This is a genomic window from Paenibacillus alkaliterrae (assembly GCF_021532375.1).
In the GTDB taxonomy this organism is placed as follows: domain Bacteria; phylum Bacillota; class Bacilli; order Paenibacillales; family Paenibacillaceae; genus Pristimantibacillus; species Pristimantibacillus alkaliterrae.
In genome coordinates, this window is the sequence record NZ_JAKGAP010000032.1 from 33910 (window position 1) to 52275 (window position 18366).

16 protein-coding genes and 1 pseudogene are annotated in these 18366 nt (G+C 51.2%); 5 read left to right on the forward strand and 12 right to left on the reverse strand.

Going from position 1 to position 18366, the window contains the following annotated elements:
* Nucleotides 1–12: 12 nt before the first annotated feature.
* From L1N85_RS27625 to L1N85_RS14790, 3 genes are read right to left on the reverse strand one after another with little or no spacing between them, the layout of a single operon-like run.
* The gene (locus tag L1N85_RS27625; protein WP_235239803.1) at nucleotides 13–1629 is read right to left on the reverse strand and encodes a response regulator transcription factor; all 1617 of its coding nucleotides are present in this window, start codon (nucleotides 1627–1629) and stop codon (nucleotides 13–15) included.
* A gap of 7 nt (nucleotides 1630–1636) precedes the next feature.
* On the reverse strand, nucleotides 1637–3421 hold the full coding sequence (locus L1N85_RS14785) for a cache domain-containing sensor histidine kinase (RefSeq protein ID WP_235239805.1): 1785 nt from the start codon (nucleotides 3419–3421) through the stop codon (nucleotides 1637–1639).
* A gap of 27 nt (nucleotides 3422–3448) precedes the next feature.
* Nucleotides 3449–4789: an ABC transporter substrate-binding protein gene (locus L1N85_RS14790; RefSeq protein ID WP_235239807.1), complete on the reverse strand. Its 1341-nt coding sequence runs from the start codon at nucleotides 4787–4789 to the stop codon at nucleotides 3449–3451.
* Nucleotides 4790–4988: 199 nt separating this feature from the next.
* On the opposite strand from L1N85_RS14790, the gene L1N85_RS14795 reads away from it, so the two are divergent.
* The 5 genes from L1N85_RS14795 to L1N85_RS14815 all read left to right on the forward strand — a co-directional run bounded on the left by L1N85_RS14795 (nucleotide 4989) and on the right by L1N85_RS14815 (nucleotide 8854).
* The gene (locus tag L1N85_RS14795) at nucleotides 4989–5870 is read left to right on the forward strand and encodes an alpha/beta fold hydrolase (RefSeq protein ID WP_235239809.1); all 882 of its coding nucleotides are present in this window, start codon (nucleotides 4989–4991) and stop codon (nucleotides 5868–5870) included.
* 140 nt (nucleotides 5871–6010) lie between these two features.
* Nucleotides 6011–6688, forward strand: coding sequence for a GntR family transcriptional regulator (locus tag L1N85_RS14800; protein WP_235239812.1), 678 nt, complete (start codon nucleotides 6011–6013; stop codon nucleotides 6686–6688).
* A gap of 20 nt (nucleotides 6689–6708) precedes the next feature.
* On the forward strand, nucleotides 6709–7791 hold the full coding sequence (uxuA, locus tag L1N85_RS14805) for a mannonate dehydratase (RefSeq protein ID WP_235239814.1): 1083 nt from the start codon (nucleotides 6709–6711) through the stop codon (nucleotides 7789–7791).
* Nucleotides 7788–8642 carry an SDR family oxidoreductase gene (locus L1N85_RS14810; RefSeq protein ID WP_235239816.1) on the forward strand — a complete coding sequence of 285 codons (855 nt, stop codon included), beginning with the start codon at nucleotides 7788–7790 and terminating at the stop codon, nucleotides 8640–8642. Before uxuA ends, L1N85_RS14810 begins: the two co-directional genes overlap by 4 nt.
* A gap of 86 nt (nucleotides 8643–8728) precedes the next feature.
* Entirely contained in the window at nucleotides 8729–8854 is a 126-nt protein-coding gene (locus L1N85_RS14815; RefSeq protein ID WP_235239818.1) for a DUF6254 family protein, read from the forward strand.
* A 95-nt stretch (nucleotides 8855–8949) separates the two neighbouring features.
* Here the strand turns inward: L1N85_RS14815 and L1N85_RS14820 are convergent, their stop codons facing one another.
* The 9 genes and pseudogenes from L1N85_RS14820 to L1N85_RS14860 all read right to left on the reverse strand — a co-directional run bounded on the left by L1N85_RS14820 (nucleotide 8950) and on the right by L1N85_RS14860 (nucleotide 18298).
* Nucleotides 8950–9237, reverse strand: coding sequence for a 4a-hydroxytetrahydrobiopterin dehydratase (locus tag L1N85_RS14820; protein ID WP_235239820.1), 288 nt, complete (start codon nucleotides 9235–9237; stop codon nucleotides 8950–8952).
* Nucleotides 9238–9255: 18 nt separating this feature from the next.
* On the reverse strand, nucleotides 9256–9483 hold the full coding sequence (locus L1N85_RS14825) for a helix-turn-helix domain-containing protein (protein WP_235239822.1): 228 nt from the start codon (nucleotides 9481–9483) through the stop codon (nucleotides 9256–9258).
* A 306-nt stretch (nucleotides 9484–9789) separates the two neighbouring features.
* Nucleotides 9790–10077: a HesB/YadR/YfhF family protein gene (locus L1N85_RS14830; protein ID WP_235239824.1), complete on the reverse strand. Its 288-nt coding sequence runs from the start codon at nucleotides 10075–10077 to the stop codon at nucleotides 9790–9792.
* 397 nt (nucleotides 10078–10474) lie between these two features.
* Nucleotides 10475–10696, reverse strand: a pseudogene (locus L1N85_RS28175) (ROK family protein); the annotation flags it as partial.
* Between the two features lie 123 nt (nucleotides 10697–10819).
* Entirely contained in the window at nucleotides 10820–13114 is a 2295-nt protein-coding gene (locus L1N85_RS14840) for a GH32 C-terminal domain-containing protein (protein ID WP_235239826.1), read from the reverse strand.
* A 29-nt stretch (nucleotides 13115–13143) separates the two neighbouring features.
* Nucleotides 13144–14634 (reverse strand): glycoside hydrolase family 32 protein, encoded by a 1491-nt coding sequence (locus L1N85_RS14845; RefSeq protein ID WP_235239828.1) that lies wholly within the window; start codon nucleotides 14632–14634, stop codon nucleotides 13144–13146.
* Nucleotides 14635–14674: 40 nt separating this feature from the next.
* Nucleotides 14675–16309, reverse strand: a complete 1635-nt coding sequence (locus L1N85_RS14850; RefSeq protein WP_235239830.1) for an ABC transporter substrate-binding protein — start codon at nucleotides 16307–16309, stop codon at nucleotides 14675–14677.
* A 112-nt stretch (nucleotides 16310–16421) separates the two neighbouring features.
* Entirely contained in the window at nucleotides 16422–17318 is an 897-nt protein-coding gene (locus L1N85_RS14855) for a carbohydrate ABC transporter permease (RefSeq protein ID WP_235239832.1), read from the reverse strand.
* Nucleotides 17319–17332: 14 nt separating this feature from the next.
* A complete protein-coding gene (locus tag L1N85_RS14860) occupies nucleotides 17333–18298 on the reverse strand; it encodes an ABC transporter permease (RefSeq protein WP_235239834.1) in 966 nt (321 codons plus the stop codon).
* Between the last annotated feature and the right edge of the window lie 68 nt (nucleotides 18299–18366).

Below are 18366 nucleotides of genomic sequence, written 5' to 3' on the forward strand. Positions count from 1 at the left end.
TGCTTAAAGATTTTAAGCTTTGCTATTGTACCGCTCGCGGTACTCTTTCGGGCTGGTGCCGTAAAATTTCTTGAACGAGGTGCTGAAGTAGCTCGAGCTGGAGATGCCGACGAGCATGGCGATGTCGGTCAGCCTCAAGTCGCTGTGCGAGAGCAGCTCGCACGCCTTCTTCATACGCAGGCTTGTCACGTATTCGCTAAACGTCACGCCGACATGCTGCTTGAACAAGCCCGATAAATACGTCTCGTTCAAATGAAACATACCGGCGAGCGAGGTTAGCGTCAGCTCATAGGCAAAATTATCGTCGACGTACTTTTGAATGGCCTTCACGATAGACTGACCGCTGGAGCTGCGCGTCTTCAGCGCCTCTTTCATTACTAAGCGAGCCAGCTCCTCCAATTGCTCAAGGATTTGCTCACGCGAATGAAAATCGCCGATCGTCATTTGACAATCCCACAGCCGTTTCTGCAGCGCCGTCTCGCCTTCCCCGTATTTTTTGGCGATGGAATGAAACAAAAGCAATATTCGCGACGCGACGAACGTAAACGAAAACATGGGATAGTCGATATGCTTCGGAACAATGCGCTCCATTAGCGCCGAATAAGCTTTATAGTCCCCGTTCTCGACGGATACGACGAGCTGCCTTTCCATTTCCGGCGAGAACGCCGCAATCAAATCATGCACCTGACGCTCGCCTGCCGTATTCGTACCATGGATGGTGCTGCGGCTCCACGACAGCATGCTCGAGGAATATCCATTCTTGAATTGCCGCAAGCCGCTAACCGCTTCCCCTGCGCCGATCACACAATCGAGTTTCAAATAATACCGGATTTGATGACGAATTTGACGAATGAAGCTATCGGCAAAATCCGTCTCGTCACGTTCCTCTAACGCATGCACCAAAAAATGCATCATCGACGGATGGCTTGCGTCATAGAAAGGATAAACCTGCCGATGGCTGCCCGCAGATTCCCTGCACAGCATTTGAAAAGCCATATGCAGCAGGTCAATATGCTCCCGTTCATCCTCCAACCTGCCTGGCGGCACTCTCATTTCGACTGTAATGAAACGAACCGGAAGGCTTTCGTTAACGAAAGCGGACAATTGCAGCTGCTCCAGCCTTTCCTTCATGGCCAAAAGGCTGAAAAACTCCTCCTTTACTAACCGGAGCAGCATCTGCTCCTGCAGGGCAATCAACTGCTGTTCGCGTTGCAGCCGCTCGGTGCGCTGCGCTTGCTCATCGGTTTGATCCGCGGCAATTTCCGCAGACAACTTCTCAAGCAAAGCGGTCAGCTCTTTGCGGCCAACCGGCTTAAGCAAATAGTCCTTCACGCCCGCTTGAATAGCGGCCTGCATATACGCATAATCGGAATAGCCGGATAGGACGACAATTCTAAGCGCCGGATACAATTGCTTGCATGCTTTAATCAACCCGATACCATCCATTTGCGGCATGCGAATATCGGTAATGAGCACGTCCGGAAGCCGGCGCCCGCTAAGCAGTTTCAACGCTTCCTCGCCGTTAGACGCTTCCGCTTCGATCTGAAAACCCGCAGCATTCCAGTCAATTTTTGCCTTGATGCTATTTCGTACGCCCGCTTCGTCATCGACAATGATAATGCTGTACACGTCTACCTCACCCCTTAACGGCGGGAATGCTGATCCGAATGACCGTTCCTTCGCCGCGACTCGACTCTATGCTGACTTTAAACTGTTCCCCGTAGTATAGCCGACACCTGGACAATACATTGCGCAGACCGATACTGTCACCGCCGCTGTTCAATATGTCTACCGAATCGGCGCTGACGAGCTCTTCCATTACATGATCAATTAATTCGGCATCCATGCCGATCCCGTTGTCGGCTACCTTGATAAAGAGGCGCCCCTCCCCGGTTTTAACGCGAAGAGCTATTCGGGCTACGCCGCCCTTTTCCAGACTGTACTTCACTGCATTTTCAATGATGGGCTGCAAAATGAACTTGGCGATCAACAGCTGATTCGATGCCGTATCCTCTTCTATCTCGACTTGCAGCCGCTCCTCGTAACGCAGCTGAAGGATGAATAAATAATCGCGGATATAATTCATTTCCTCTCTTACTTTGACCAAATCGCTGTTTAAATTCAGCGAATACCGCATCATTTGCCCAAGCGCTTCCGTCGCATCCATCAGCACGTCATTGCGCTTCATCGCTGCAAGGCCACCAATAATTTCCAACGTATTGTTGAAAAAATGCGGATTAATTTGAAGCAGCAGCGCTTTATATTCCGCGTTTTTCCTTCGTAGATTCGTCTCGAATTCCGTCTCGATCAGATAACGGAGCCGTGTTGTCATATTCTCGAATACCCTTGTTACATAACCGACCTCGCTGTGACCGGTTCTAACCGCCGGCATCATACTGAGCGCCTGTGCAAATTCGCCCCGTTCCACATGCTTCATCGCTCTGGCCATCGATGTTAACGGTCTCGTTATGCCATACGACAGCCAGAAGGCGGCAAGAATGACGAGCAATAATAAGACAAGGCTGACGAGCAGCATCGTACGGCGAATTTGATCGATTTTCACGAACAGCTCCTTCTCGGGAACTTCCCCGATCACATACCAATCCTGTGCTTCAAAATAGCGGTAAAACAGCAAGTACGTTTCATCATCGCTATGAATCGGAAACACGCCGCTCGTAACATTGCCGGGAGCCGCTTTAATTTCAGCGAGACCGTCCGTTAGAAAGGATGGCCCGTCTTCAGGCAGCCGCTGATTCAGCACACTGCTGCCGTCTGAGGCAAGCAGAAACGCGCGGCCGGTTTCACCGAAACGTATTTTCTCAATCGCATCCCTCAGCACCGAAGTCGGATAATTCACTTTTACAAATCCAGACTGTGTAAACGATTGCAATTGAACTAAGGGCAGCATATAGCTGTTAACGAGCCGCGATTTCATGATTTCATCCGCTTGATCGGGATCGGAATGGGCTTTCGTCCATCGCTTGTCATCACTCAAGAACCGTTTATACCACTCCTGTTCCAAATACGTTCGATCCTGCGTCCACACGCCGCCTCCGAAATCAGAAAAGACGCCGATGGAGATGCCGCTGGAGTTGTTGATCGAGTAGGAAGACACATATTCAACCAGCTTTTGCTTCGCGAGCAGCCGCTCCTCCATCGAACTATCCGGGCTCATTAATGCTGTAACCCAATCCTGCGTCACCCGGTTGCTCATCACTTGATTGCCGATTTCTTCGACTTGGGTCATAAACGTATTGACATGCGAGCCGAATTGCTCAATCGTCTGTGACGTAGACGTCTCAATAGATTGACGGATAAGCTTGGCGGACTCTTCGCTTAATAGGAATACGAGAGCGATAAAGGGGACGATAAGCAGGAAGGAGAAAGCCGCCATCAGCCGGCTTCGCAACGAAAAAAACATAAGGCAGCCCCTCTCTTTTAAATACACTCAATTGGCAATCGATTTAGAATCGGCATACGCCTTATCGATCGTGCTGATTGCATCATCGATCGCCTCATCCAGGTTTCGTTTCTCCAGCGTCACTTCCACAAACAAATTTTTGACGGCTTCCGACACTTGAGGAAACACCGGTGTAATGGGACGCGGTCTGCCGTACTTTTGATTTTGGATGACGAATATATTTTTGGGATACTCGTTCAGCTCCGTAAATTCCTTAGCAACCGAATACCTTGCTGGGATGTCCTTCGTAACGCTGCTGTACAGCTTCAATCCCTCGTACCCGGTCATCCAATTCACAAACAGCCAAGCTTCTTCCGGATGCTTGCTTTTCGTGGAGATGCCCAGCGCCCAGCTGCCGTTCGCAACGGCTTGTCTGCTCCCCTTCGGCAGAGGGGCGACATCGAAATCCTCTCCCAGCTTAAAATCCGGAAATTTCTCGGCAATATGCGATAATGTCCAGGTGCCGTCGATCGTAATGCCAAGCTTGCGGTTCGGAAAAGCGTCAACCGGATATTCGAACGAGGCGACCTTATATTTCGTAAACAGCTCGGTATAAAACGTTAATGCCCGCTTCGTTTCGGGCGAGTCCAGAAACCCTCTCGCCGTAGTCCCCTCCGCATTCATCACGTCTCCGCCGAATTGCCATATAATCGGATATTTAAAATAAGCGGTTGCCCCCGCATTTTGAAAGCCTTGGGCCGGATCGATGCCGTAAATGCCGTTCGCGGGATCATTAATTTTCACGGCCGCCTCCAGCACCTGCCCCCACGTCCAAGCTTCGTCGGGATTACGGGAAGGCAGCGGAATTCCAGCGGCTTCGAACATCTTTTTATTATAAAACATCGCGATCGACGACTCCGTCATAGGAGCCAAATAAATGTCGTTCTTATACGTGTAGCCTTCAATCGTCGTAAGCGGTATATCCTCCAAATTCCCATCCTTTTTGAAATGTTCCGTAAGCGGTATAAGAGCCCCCGCCTGCGCGTAAGAGGCGAGATTAGGAGCGTCGACGGCCATGATATCGGGCGGATTGCCTGCAGCGACTGAGGTTCTTAGCTTTGTATCATAATCGCTGTAAGGAAATGGCGTCATTTCTATTTTAATCGTTGGATGCTTCTTCATAAAAGCTGCGGTCAATTGCTCGTAAGCCGTATTTTCCGCGTTATTTCCCGAGTTTCGCCAAAAAGTAAGCGTTACCGTTTTTTCAGCTGCGACATGGTCTATTCGACCCTTATTGTCCGTCAAATGGCCTTCGCCTTTCATGCAGCCCGTTATAATCATGACACACATTGCCGTCATCATGGCGATTGTTCTATATTTTACCCGCACGGATCGGCACCCCCTTAAATTATCATGATCTGATGCAGCATGTTATCCAATCAGAATAACAGATTTCTTGGATGGAGTACTTATCATTTTCTCTGTTTTACAGTTTAAATATTCTCAGGTTGTTTCAAAGGCTGGAGAATGGGTAATAAGAGTACACCAAACAAAACAAATCGCTAATTAAAAAGGCTGGTGAGGATCGATGGAAAAACAACGTATTCACGCTGGTGGCATCGATTTCGTCTATGAAGAGTGCGGCAGCAGCAACAGCAAAGTAATCGTATTGCTTCACGGATTTTGCGGCTCTTCCCTATATTGGCATAAAATATGTCCGGTACTGAGCGAGCAATATCGCGTTATCATACCGAATCTGCGCGGTCATGGAGGCTCCCAAAGCCCCGAAGGCACGTATTCAATGGAAATGATGGCCGAGGATATCGCGATGCTGCTGGAATCGCTGCAGATTGATAAGGTTGTCATGTTCGGTCATTCCTTGGGCGGTTACGTAACCGCCGCCTTCGCCGAGCGATATCCGGACAGGCTTTCCGGCTTCGCTCTGATCCATTCCACGGCACTGCCGGATACGGAGGCAGCGAAAGAGAAGCGGAGGCAAGATATGGCGGACATTCGCGCAAATGGAATTACTCCTTATGTTCGCGGCATTATTCCGAACTTATTTAAGGAAGAGAAGCTTGAGGAATTGCATGACGAGGTTGATCAGCTGATTGGCGTCGGGCAGCAAATGACGGAGCAGGCCGCAATCTCGACGCTTGAGGGCATGATGCAGCGTCCCGACAGAAGCCATGTGCTGGCTGAGGCCAAATATCCGGTATTGCTTGTTGCCGGCGCCGAGGATGCTGTCGTTAAACCGGACGATACGTTTACCGTTACGAATCTTCATGAGGCCGAAACGACCTACAAATACCCTCATATCCTGGAGACAACCTTCGAGGATGTCGCGCATATGAGTCTCGTCGAGGTTTCCGATCAGCTTGCAAGGGTTATGGCCACCTATTTGCAGACGCTCTATGAGCGCGAGGAGAATAGAACCGAGGGAAAGACGGACGTTGCAAGCGGAAAATAATTTTGCCGATTACGATTATACCGCGGGCTGTCTTTGAAGTAGATAACTGCTTCGGGGACAGCTTTTTTTGCTGTTTTATGGATTTACACTGCCATACTTGTATGGTAGTATGGTAGCGTGAGATCGAAAGGAATGATCGTATGGACTTCCGTATTCGCCCGCAGCCCGTCTCCACCAGGGATGCGGTCTACTATCAGCTAAGAGAGCAAATTTTGAAGCTTGAGCTCCCTCCCGGAACGCCGCTATCCGAGAATGAAACCTCCGTTCTGTTCAAGGTTAGCCGAACGCCCGTCCGTGAAAGCTTCCTGAGGCTTGCTCAAGAAGGTCTGGTGCAGGTTCTTCCGCAGCGGGGCACATTCGTATCGTTAATCGATACGGCTCTCGTCGAGGAAGCCAGGTTTATGCGGGAGCAGTTGGAGAGAGCCGTTATCCTGCTCGCTTGCGCTCACTTTCCGGAGCAGGCGCTAACGCAGCTGGAGATGAATCTGCGGCAGCAGCAGGCTTGCCTTCAAGATCCGGATGACAAAAGCATGTTCGAGCTGGATGAAGCGTACCACCGTATTTTGTTCGATGGCTGCAGCAAGAGCAATATGTGGGCGGTCATGCAGCAGATGAATACCCATTTGAATCGCAGCCGCATGTTAAGGCTTGTCGACGATCATAATTGGGAGCAGCTTTATGAGCAGCATCGATTCATTTATGAAGCCATCGAAGCACAAGATGCGCGGCGCGGCGAACAGCTGATGAAGGAGCATCTTAGCCTGAACATTGCGGATCAGGCTCTGCTGAAAGAGAAATACCCGAATTATTACAAATGACCGCAGGAGGCGTGTGTTTCATGAAAATGACGTTCAGATGGTTCGGAGAAGGAAATGATACGGTTCCTCTCAGCTATATTAAGCAAATTCCGGCAACCGACGGCATCGTTTGGTCGCTGCATGACATTGCGGCTGGCGAGGAATGGCCGCTGGATCGTATTTTGGAAGTAAAGGAGCAGGCAGAACGTGCCGGCTTGCACATCGATGTTGTTGAAAGCGTTAACGTGCATGAGGATATCAAGCTCGGCCTTCCGTCTCGTGACCTATATATTGAGAATTACAAAAAGACGATCGAGAAGCTTGGAAGCGTTGGCGTAAAGGTCATTTGCTACAACTTCATGCCGATCTTCGACTGGCTGCGCACCGACTTGCATAAACCGATGGGCGATGGCGCTACCGCGTTATTTTATGAAAATAGCCGAATCGCAAATGCGGACCCTTTCCAATTGGTGAAGGAAATTAATGCGAATTCCGCGTTGACGATGCCGGGCTGGGAGCCGGAGCGGCTGCAGCATTTGACCCGATTGTTCGAAGCTTATCAAGGCGTGACGGAGGAGCATTTGTGGGAAAACCTGCGTTATTTTCTGAACGAAATCATTCCGGTGGCTGAACGCAGCGGCATTCGTATGGCGATTCACCCGGATGATCCGCCTTGGTCCGTGTTCGGCTTACCTCGCATCATGACCTGTCAGGAAAAATTCCGCAAATTTTTGCAGCTTTATGACAGCCCTTACAACGGAATTACGCTGTGCAGCGGCTCGCTGGGCGCAAATCCGGACAATGATATTGTAGCGATGATTCATGAATTCGGCGATCGCATTCCGTTCGCGCACATCCGCAACGTTCGCGTATATGACAACGGCGATTTCATAGAAACGTCGCATCGCACGCAAGACGGCTCCGTTGATATTGCCGGCATCGTTCGCGCGTATCACGAGATCGGGTTTACAGGCTATGCCCGGCCGGATCACGGCCGCCATATTTGGGATGAGAAATGCAGACCGGGCTACGGCTTATATGACCGCGCACTTGGCATCATGTATTTATGGGGACTTTGGGATGCTTATGAGCTTGAAGCAGAGAAGAAGGTGAGCGGCGTATGATACAACTTCCCATTCATGAATCGCTTGCCGGCAAAATAGCGGTCGTCACCGGCGGCGCCGGCGTGTTATGCCGCGTCATGGCGTTCGAGCTGGCTCGTCAAGGCGCTAAGATCGCGATTCTAAATCGAACGGTTGAGAAAGGTGAAGCGGTTGCGGAGGAGATTCGCGCCGCAGGCGGTACCGCAATTGCGGTCGCTTGCGACGTAACAAGCGTCGAAAGCACTCGGGCGGCAGGCGCTGCCGTGCTCGAGCAGCTGGGTGCTTGCGATATCTTAATCAATGGCGCAGGCGGCAATCACCCGAGCGCGAATACGACGAACGAAACCTTTAAGCCTGAGCATTTGAATGCGGACAACATAACGACGCTGTTCAGCCTAAGCGTGGACGGCTTCCGCAGCGTCATGGATCTGAACTTCGTCGGAACGCTAATCCCGACGCAAATATTCGCGGAGCAGATGCTTGGGCGGACAGGCGCGGTCATTATTAATATTTCGTCCATGAGCGCCCCTTCGCCCATGACGAAGGTTCCGGCTTACAGCGCGGCGAAGGCTGCCATCGTCAACTTCACGCAATGGCTGGCGGTTCATCTGGCGGAGTCGGGCATCCGGGTTAATGCGATTGCTCCTGGCTTTTTCTTAACGGACCAGAACCGTAAGCTGCTCACGAACGAGGACGGCAGCTTGACCGAGCGCTCGGGCAAAATCATTTCCCACACGCCGATGCGGCGGTTCGGCAAGCCGGAGGATCTGCTCGGTGCCCTGCTGTGGCTCGCCGACGACACGACAGCAGGCTTCGTAACCGGAACGACGATTCCCGTGGACGGCGGATTTTTAGCTTACTCGGGCGTATGAAGCTTAAGCGGCGAATTCCTTTTCTCCTCCGTATGAGATAGACGGCAATATGCCACCCTACAGGAGGAAGGGAGGGTGAAGCAGCTATGACATCGTCCAAAAACCGTCGCGAAAACGCTTGGCATCTGCGCAAGCATACGCAGCAGCCGCATGGCAAAGTGAAGTCGCTCGAAGAGCTAAGCCAAGAAGACAGCTCCAAAGCGAAACAATAAGGTAACGGTCTTTTAACAGACAAAAACGATATGAAAACCTCCACCTGCAGGCATTAGCTGCAAATGGAGGTTTTTCTCCATTAAAGCTTGCGTATTTAATCATTTTTATATACACGGTCAAATTGTGCAGCAGCTTTAAAATCAAGCTCGGTCAAGCCGCCATCCTTCCATGTCGTCATGCGCAGCGTTACCATCTTGTAATCGATGGCGATAAAGGGGTGATGATTCAGCTGTTCGGAAGCTTCCGCCACCCGATTCACGAATGCTATGCCGTCCAAAAACGCGCGGAACCGGTATTTTTTCACGATCCACTTGCCATCCTCCCGCTTCCAGCCATCCAAGGCGGCGAGCTTCTCTTCCACTTGTTCTTCGGTCAGCTTCATCCTCGTCACTCCCGCGTTTCAAAATGATGTACTTGATGAGGACCGCAGTTCATAAAGGTCCCGTACATCACATTTTACCGTGTCGGCGATGGATATGGCTACCTTGAGGGGCATAACCCGCGTATTTTCAATATAATCGTTAATCCGCTCCGGCTTAACAAGCAGCGCGGCCGCAAGCTCCAGCCTCGACATACCACAGTCGACTAAACGCTGGTCAAGTAAGCAGGATCCCAGCTCCCATTTCATCGTGCTGACCTCCCTAACATCATATAGCCTCTCGGCATTCGCCAAACTACACCATTATTGCCAAAATGGGCTTGATCTATTTATAAACTTGGGATTCATGCATAGCTATTTCCCTGATTGCGGGCTTTCATGTACACTTAACCTATCATTCAACATCGTGAGGTGCTGCAACTGGGCTATCGTAGATAAGCTGCTGGCTATGGCTGAACCAACTTAGTCATTCAACAAAAAGAGGCTGATCGCGCAAGGTCTCTGTGTCTAGACCAAACGGACAGCCTTGTAGATTATTTACGAGAAGGTTTCTCTTCACTCAACAGCCATCTTAATCTCTTCATACTTCTCGTCGAACGAAATTCGCAGCGTCTTATTGTCCAAATACCACAGATTGTCTTCCTCTATATAATACGTGACGCCTTCTACGATTTCGCTAATCCCGATTCTCCTCGGAGCATCCTTGATCACACCGAGCGAAAGACCCGGATGCACACTGCCGCAGCCGCCCAAACGCACAAATATTCGAATGGCATCCCCGTCCGCAAGCCCCATCTCCGACTTATACCAGCGCGCCGCCGGCTGCTCCACCACTAATTTCATCGCTGTCAGCTCCTTCGTCTATGTGTGATCTATCTATATAATCTATATGTGAACAAACCTATTTCCATTTGCTTATTTTTCAACTCATATCTCTCTCCATCATCGCCATTATGCAAGGTGCTGTCAACCTATACAGATAAGTTATAGTTTCTTACCTAATGGCAAATAACTAACAGAAGCCACAGGAAAGGAGTAGTGAGCATGGGGAGTAATCCAATCAAACCCAACGGGTCGCAACATGTCGAGCGGCCTTCGAATGACCCGAAAAAGCAAGGAAGATCGGCAGCAAAGAAAAAATCAAAATAAAACGTTGTAAAAGCGGCAGCCTTGGACCTTATTTTCATGTCCCGGACTGCCGCTTTGTTTTTTATTATGATCAATATGGAATGCTATCCATTCATCTGGCCCGTTCCAAAGCCGCCAAACCAAGCGCAAGCGAGCCGCATAAGCCTGCATTATCGCCAAGCCCAGGTGAAACGATGTATTCGTCTATTCCGTTAAGAAGCGCCTCCGCGCTGACATAGCCGTTAAGATTTCTCTCCACCTCGGCCCGAACCATCGGAAGCAGCTGTTTCTGATGCATGACGCCCCCGCCCAAAATAACCCGTTTCGGAGATAATTCCCGCTTCAGCGTTTCGAGAAATGGAAAGCCGGACCAGCCCGGCTTCGGGGTAGTCGTCACACAGCCATACGTTGCGCTTGCCGGATCAATGTCGATCGGACCAAATGTTCCGATTCCGATTTACCAGTATATCGATTTCATTTCCCATATGTCCAATGACTTAATCCGCTGGTCCTCGTCGCCATAAAGCTGCAAGCCAAGCGCATCCAATCGGCCCGGATACACTCTTGTCGTCAAGCTTTTCAGCCCATTCGCGTAGGCCTCGACCATAGAGCGGTCCAAGTAAACCCGCAGCCTTAGCGCTTCTCCTCTCAGCTCCAGCTTGCCGCTTTGCACCCCGCCGATACGTTCCTCCGGAGCAGATGTGGCCTTCAAGCGATCAACACCGAATTCGGAGGAATGAGGATCATAATAAAGGAACGTCTCCTCTTCGCTTGCAGGTGAACGTCTGACCTTAAGCCCCATACGCGAGGTGTCTGTGACTGTGCCGGTACCGGCTTCCGCTCCCGCCGCAAACTCGACCTGAATCTCCAGCATATCGCCCTGCACGTTCGCAAGCAGCCCGTTTGCCTCCGCCAACGTCTTATCTCGAAGCGAACAGAGCAGCTCGCCGCGCAGCGACTTCAGCTCCTCGATCGGTTCAACGCCGAGGCGCCCGTCTTCCCGCAATAACAATTGCACAGGCAAGCCGGCATTGTGTGCCCAACCGGAATCATAATCCAGCTGCGGCGTCCGCTCGCCCTGCGCGATCGTGAATACGATATTGCGGCCCGTCCTTGGATCAACCATTCCGCTCGGTCCGGTAAAATGAAAATCGCCGACGTCAATGAGCTGAGGCTCATCATGATCGGGAACGAAACGAAAGGCATCACAGTCGAATGCGCCAATCCAATAGAATACCTCGACATCGGCTCCCGGGCCGAGCGGACTGATCAAGAATACATGCTTCTCCTCACCAGCGCCGTCCTTGCCGAGAGGCAGAAGAACCGGCAGCTCCCACATGTTGCCGAGATACGGATACGCATCGGGATCAGCGACATAAAAGGGGCCCTTATATTCCCAATCGATCATGTTGCCCGACGTATAAGCAAGCGCCGTTCCGCCTTGTCCATCCGTGCCCGAACCGATCAGCAAATACCATAGTTCTCCTTCCTTCCATACGAACGGATCGCGGAAGTCGCCGAACATGCCCTGCCCCTTCTCCTGCACGATCAAAGGCTCCTGATGCTTCTTCCATCGCACCAAATCGCTGTCGCCGTCCTCCAAGAAGCTGCTGCGGGCCAGTCCCACCCTTTGATTCGGCGATGCGCTGTCATCACCTGCCGTAAAGAATAAAGCCGGGATGCCGTTTTCATCATAGGCAGCGCTGCCAGACCATGCCCCATCGGGATCGACGGCCCCCTTCTCGGGCGCAAGCGCAATCGGCAGATCGCGCCAATGCACCATATCCTCGCTTACCCAGTGGCCCCAATGAATTTGCGCCCAATAAGGACCTTGAGGATTATGCTGATAGAACAAATGATATTTCCCGTTAAAATAGATCGGCGCATGCGGTTCGTTCATCCAATGAACGGGCGGGCTCGCATGATACTGCGGACGATGCCGGTCCTTCAGGAGCGGCGCCCGGTCCAGCCGAATATCGGCCTCAGCGATTGCGGGAATGTCCCCTTCATGCGGCAGCAGCTCCGCTTCATAATAGGCCGCGATTTCAGCCGTAGACAATGCGCGGTCATAGATCCGCACCTCGTCCATCAGCCCGTCGAACATATTATGGCGGAACGCTTCCGCAAGCACCGCCGCTTGATTATTTTTCCCGATCAGCAGGTCGGAAGCGCACGGCGTCATTGCCGTATTCGCCGGCGTTGCCAGTTCGGCAACCTGCTCCCCGTTCAGGAACAGCTTCATGCCCGCCTGGTCCTTATCGAACGTTGCGGCAACATGGGACCACTTCTGCTTCGCAAGCGGCCGATCATGACACCAGAGCTCATGCCACTCACCGCCCAGTCCGAGCTGGAGCGACCATGAGCCATGCCGATAAATGCCAAAAATAAATCCTTCTCTTGCTTCCCTGTCATGCTGATTCACAATCGCGGAGAGCCTTTGCTCCGCTCCCCATTCATACGAACGAGGCGCGACCCAGGCGGAGACCGTAAAAGCCTCCCCTAGCCTTGGCGAAGCGCCGGCCTTACGGGTAATCCAAGTCGAATAACCGTCAAACAGCAGTGAACCGCCATTCATCCCGAAACGCCAACCCGGATCAATCGCCTCCGTAAATCTGGCATCAAGCAGAGCGTAAGAGATCTCGTCCGCTTGGCCGCTAACGACATCCATAGCCGTGCGGCCACTGCCTTCATCCAGCGGCCAATGAGCAACTAGACCGGTACCTGTCGGCTTATTCCGGTTATTATTATCCATGAACACCATTCCTCCCGCTCGGGCAATCGTTATTTTCCTACCGTCTCAGTCACCCTTGCCGCGTAAATCGATTTCAACGGATACAGCTTCAGCGATCGAAGCCATACTTCTCCGCCCTTTGCAAAAAGCTCGATCCCGTCGCTGCCCGCATGCGGGAACAGCTGATCGGTCATGACAAGGCCGCCTTCATCAGCGAAAATTTCAACGGAAGAACGATCCACCCATATGTGCAGCTTAACCGTGCCGTTTACGGGCCCCAGCGGCTCGCCGTGTCTGCAGCCGAACTGTGGATGAAAGTCTAATATCCCCGATTTCGTTCGATCGATAAACAATTGGCCGGCCGCGGCGTCATAGCCTACTATCGTCTCGCAGCTTTCGCCGACTCTTAACCTAAAGCCGAATTCGACAGCCGTATCCAGCTCAAATTCAGCCTCTATCTCGAATAGCTCGCCTTTATATCCGTCGAGCAGATTGTCGTCCGCCGATATCCGTTCATCCTGCCATTCGACAACCTCTTGCCGCAGCTTACGCAGCTCCTCAGGCGCTTCCTGTATAAGCTTCACTTGACCCTCGAAATCGCGGAGCTTAAGCCTCCGAGGAATTGTCATCGCGCCGCGCCACTCATCCGTCGGAATCAAATTCGCGTATTTCCAATTATTCATCCAGCCGATAAGCAGCCGGTCGCCTGCATCCGACCATGTCACCCCGGCGTAGTTATCGCGGCCGTGATCCATCCACAGCACCGTCTCCGGCGAATTGTCGTTCATGAACGTCATCCCGTCAAACTCACCGATAAAATATTGCGTTCTCGACCCTTCAGGGCAATTCGCCTCATCACCGATGCTCACGAGCATTACCCACTTCGCAAGACCGTCCTTGCCCTCAATCGGCAAAGCGAACAAATCCGGGCATTCCCATACGCCGTCATGCGAACCTTCTTGCGCCCCGAATTCACTGGCAAACGTCCATTCTTTCAAATCCGCTGAATGGTACAGGCAAAGCCGGTCTCCCGCCGCCAGCACCATAATCCAGCGCTTCGTGCCTTCATGCCAAAACACCTTCGGATCGCGGAAATCCGCGAACCGCTCGTCTGCAAGCACAGGATTATCCGCATAGGGATGCCAAGTGCGTCCATTATCCTTGCTATAAGCAATGCTCTGCCGCTGCTTGGACAGGTCTGTGCCCGGAATCATCTCCGTTTGCGTGTAAATCGCGACCAGTCCTGCTTTTCCATCGAAAAAGCCGCTCGTATCTTCAGCATCCACGACCGCGCTTCCCGAAAAAACCGTACCGTTATGATCCGGGTATAAAGCAATCGGAAGATGCTCCCAATGCACAAGATCCTTGCTAACCGCATGGCCCCAATGCATCGGACCCCACACGGTGCTATCCGGATGATGCTGGTAAAACAAATGATACTCTCCCTCGTAAAACACCATCCCGTTCGGATCGTTCAGCCAATTGGCTTCGGGTGTAAAATGAAACTGCGGACGCAGCGGGTGACCGTAAATAGGTTTCATATGATTCTCTCTCCTCCTATCGGCATTGCTCTCTCTTTTTTTATTTTTGCGCTTCCTTATAACGGTCAAGCGCGGTTTGGTATAGTTCCATCAGCTCGCTGAGGCCCATATCTTCTACTGTCTTCACATAGCTGTCCCACGCTTTGTCATCCATGCCGTCAACGATGAATTTCGCTCTTTGCGTATTGACGAATTTGATAAGCTCCGGCTCAATTTGGTTGATCGTATCCAGCTCCTCCGGCAGGAAGAAGATCGTCGGATAGTTTTCTTTCTCCATGAACGGCTCGTAATATTGCTCCAAATCCTTCTTCCGCTGCTGCGCGCGCGGCTCCATGTCTACAATGGTTTTGAAATGCTCGCTCGTAATGACGCCCGCACCGTTCGGTGCGACCTTCTGACGGAATTCCCCCATCGATACGCCTTCCTCAAGAGGAAGGTTCACAAGCTTGCCGTTCGCATCCTTCTCATAAATAACGCCAATCGGGCCCCAGTGAATTTGCGCAGCCATGTACGGCTCATACTGCTGATCGATCCAGCGCATCGTGACTTCCGGATTTTCGTTTTCCTTCGTTATGACGAATGCGTTTCTGCCCGGGCCGCCGCCGTTGCCTCTGCCAATCGTTTTCTTGCCTGTCGGTCCTGTGAGCGGAGGAACGAGCGCATAGTTTTTCGCTTGCTCCGTACCCACGACCTCTTCGATTTCCCACCATACGTAGGAGCCGAGCGTCGGTTCAGCCGTTTTTCCTTTGGCCAAGTATTGCGGCGCATCCTGCGTAAAGGATTCGGGATCAATTAAGCCTTGTTTGTACCATTTCTCGTTAAAATATTTCAATGCCTCTTTATATTCCGGTTGCGTAGCCGTGAAGATTACTTTGCCGTCTCTTACGATGCGGTGCTCCAGGTTATCCGGTAAGCCGAAGGCGCCGAACAGGCCTGCAATATCCATACACCACTGCATATGCATGAAGCTAAGCGGAATTTCGTCGGCTTTGCCGTTGCCGTTCGGATCCTGCGTTTTGAAAGCGACAAGCGCCTCCGTATACTCGTCAAGCGTTTCCGGGAACTTCAAGCCCAGCTTGTCGAGCCACTGCGTATTAATAACATGGAAGAACGGATTTGTGCCAAGCTCGTTCTCCTCCCAAGTCGGCAGGCCGTAGATATGACCGTTAGGCGCCGTGATTGCCGCTTTGATATCCGGCCTTTCTTCCAGCAGCTTCTTCAAATTCGGAGCATATTGCTCGATCAAATCCTCCAGAGGAATGATCGTTCCGTCTTCTCCGTAAGTAATCAATTCATAATCGGAAAATTGCGAAGCGTAAAACGCATCCGGGAGGTCGCCGCTGGCCAGCAGCAGGTTTTTCTTTTCCACATAATCGGTATCCGGGATATTATTCCATTCAATATGAACATTCGTATCGTTCTCGAGCCGTTTGAAAATTTCCATTTCATTATACTCCGGCGCAAGCGCCGCTTTCGGCGAAACGATTGAAAGTGTGATTTTCTCATTGACGATCGGAAGCCCATCCTTATTAAAGCTAGTCTCTTCCGTCGTCTGGCTGCCGTTTGTCTTGCCCCCGTTATTTGCAGCTTGATTACTTTTGTTGTCCGCACAGGCGGATAGCAGCAGGCTTGCCGTCAATAAAACGCTTACCCCGATTGACGCTGTCTTCTTCATTTTAGTGATCCTCCCTTAATATAGGCAATCTATTTATCTATCATCAACCGGGTCCGGTCCGCGGTATTACGAAGCCCGGCGATAATCAAATCGGATACGGCTGTCGCCGTCACTAGCCTTTGATGGAGCCGATCATAACCCCTTTGACAAAATAACGCTGCAGGAACGGATAGAGGATAAGCAGCGGCAGGCTTGCGATAATAATAACGCCGTATTTGATCAACTCCGTTACCCGGAGCTTAGCGGCGTAGGACTCCACGTCAATCATCATGCTGGAGTTGACCTGGTTCTGAACGAGAATGTTCCGCAGCACCAGCTGAAGCGGATATTTCGTTTCCTCATTAAGATAAATCATGGCATCGAAGAAGCCGTTCCAAAAACCGACAACATGGTAAAGCACCATCACCGCAATGATCGGCTTCGAGAGCGGAAGCACCATGCCTAGAAAAAATCTCGTGTTCGAGCAGCCGTCTATAAAAGCAGCCTCCCGCATTTCATCGGGAATCGAGCTCTGGAAGAAGGTACGCACAATAATAATATTGAACACGCCTGCGGCGCCTGGGACGACGAGCGCCCATATCGTATTAATCATGTTCAAATCCTTGATGAGCAGGTAGGTCGGAATAAGCCCCCCGCCGAAAAACATGGTGAACATGAAGAACCACATAAATAAGCTGCGGCCGACCAAATCCTTGCGGGATAACGGATAGGCGGCCATTAACGTAATCACCACGCTGATTGCCGTCCCAACGACAGCATAGAGCAGCGAATTTCCGTATCCGATCCAGATGGCTGAATCGGCGAAGATACGTTCATACCCGTCAAGGGTCAGCCCTTTTGGCAGCAGCCAAATTTCGCCGGAGTAAATCCGGTTGGGATCGCTAAAGGAAGCGATCAGTACAAAATAAAGCGGATACAAAATAAGCAGCATTCCAATCGTCAGCAGCGTGTAATTCATGGTATCAAACAGCAGATCGCCCTTTGTTTTGCGTTTCAGCAGCATGTTCATTGTCTGTTCCCTCCTTACCACAAGCTCGTTTCCGTCAGCTTCTTGGCTGCACGGTTCACGGTAACTAGCAGCACTACATTAATAATGGCATTGAACAAACCGATCGCGGCCGAGAAGCTGTACTGCGCCTTCTGAATCCCCAGCTCATAGACATAAGTCGGAATGATATTGGATGCGGCGTAGTTCAAATCCGTTTGCATCAGATAAGCCTTCTCGAAGCCGACGCTCATCACATTGCCGAGTGCCAGCACCATCAGAATAATAATCGTCGGCATAATGCCCGGAACGTCCACATGTCTGACGCGCTTCCATTTGCTGGCGCCGTCCATAACGGCCGCTTCGTGAAGCTCGGGATTGACGCCGGCTAATGCCGCCAAATAGATGATGGTCGCAAAGCCCGTTTCCTGCCAAATCCCCGAAAGGACATACAGGGGGCGAAACCATCCTTCGTCAGCCATGAACATAACCGGTTCGCCGCCGAAAAACGTAATGACGTGATTCACAATTCCGCTGTTTGGAGATAAGAAGACGCCAAGCATCCCAACTAGAACGACGGTCGAAATAAAATGCGGCGCGTAAATGACCGTTTGCACGAATTTCTTATATCGCTTCGCCATCATTTGATTAAGCATGAGAGCAACTAGAATCGGGATCGGAAAGCCCAGCGCCAAGGAATACAAGCTTAGCAAAATCGTATTTTCCATGATCGGCCAAAAATTGTACGCCTCGAAAAACCGGATAAAATGCTCGAAGCCTACCCACTCGCTTCCCCAAATCCCTTTGCTTGCCCGGAAATCCTTAAAGGCAATCTGTACGCCATACATCGGGTAATACTTAAAAACCAGATAAATTAGCACCGCGGGCAGCAAGAACAGGTACAGCTCGTAGTTTTGTTTGACTTGCACCCAAGTCCTATTGCTTTGCGTAATCTTCGTACTATCCTTCTCTTGTTGAAGAAGCCCAGGCTTTGCTGTCTTCATCTTCCATCCCGCCTTCCGCTCTTGCGCAATCGTTTACGTAAACCTTATGAAAACCATGGAGAATAAAT

Excerpts from the sequence above, each read along its gene's own strand:
- L1N85_RS14860 (WP_235239834.1), bottom strand. The coding sequence starts at position 18,298 with ATGAAGACAGCAAAGCCTGGGCTTCTTCAACAAGAGAAGGATAGTACG.
- L1N85_RS14850 (WP_235239830.1), bottom strand. The coding sequence starts at position 16,309 with ATGAAGAAGACAGCGTCAATCGGGGTAAGCGTTTTATTGACGGCAAGC.
- L1N85_RS14795 (WP_235239809.1), top strand. The coding sequence starts at position 4,989 with ATGGAAAAACAACGTATTCACGCTGGTGGCATCGATTTCGTCTATGAA.
- L1N85_RS14800 (WP_235239812.1), top strand. The coding sequence starts at position 6,011 with ATGGACTTCCGTATTCGCCCGCAGCCCGTCTCCACCAGGGATGCGGTC.
- uxuA (WP_235239814.1), top strand. The coding sequence starts at position 6,709 with ATGAAAATGACGTTCAGATGGTTCGGAGAAGGAAATGATACGGTTCCT.
- L1N85_RS14820 (WP_235239820.1), bottom strand. The coding sequence starts at position 9,237 with ATGAAGCTGACCGAAGAACAAGTGGAAGAGAAGCTCGCCGCCTTGGAT.
- L1N85_RS14845 (WP_235239828.1), bottom strand. The coding sequence starts at position 14,634 with ATGAAACCTATTTACGGTCACCCGCTGCGTCCGCAGTTTCATTTTACA.
- L1N85_RS14825 (WP_235239822.1), bottom strand. The coding sequence starts at position 9,483 with ATGAAATGGGAGCTGGGATCCTGCTTACTTGACCAGCGTTTAGTCGAC.
- L1N85_RS14785 (WP_235239805.1), bottom strand. The coding sequence starts at position 3,421 with ATGTTTTTTTCGTTGCGAAGCCGGCTGATGGCGGCTTTCTCCTTCCTG.
- L1N85_RS14815 (WP_235239818.1), top strand. The coding sequence starts at position 8,729 with ATGACATCGTCCAAAAACCGTCGCGAAAACGCTTGGCATCTGCGCAAG.
- L1N85_RS14830 (WP_235239824.1), bottom strand. The coding sequence starts at position 10,077 with ATGAAATTAGTGGTGGAGCAGCCGGCGGCGCGCTGGTATAAGTCGGAG.
- L1N85_RS14810 (WP_235239816.1), top strand. The coding sequence starts at position 7,788 with ATGATACAACTTCCCATTCATGAATCGCTTGCCGGCAAAATAGCGGTC.
- L1N85_RS14855 (WP_235239832.1), bottom strand. The coding sequence starts at position 17,318 with ATGAACATGCTGCTGAAACGCAAAACAAAGGGCGATCTGCTGTTTGAT.
- L1N85_RS14840 (WP_235239826.1), bottom strand. The coding sequence starts at position 13,114 with ATGGATAATAATAACCGGAATAAGCCGACAGGTACCGGTCTAGTTGCT.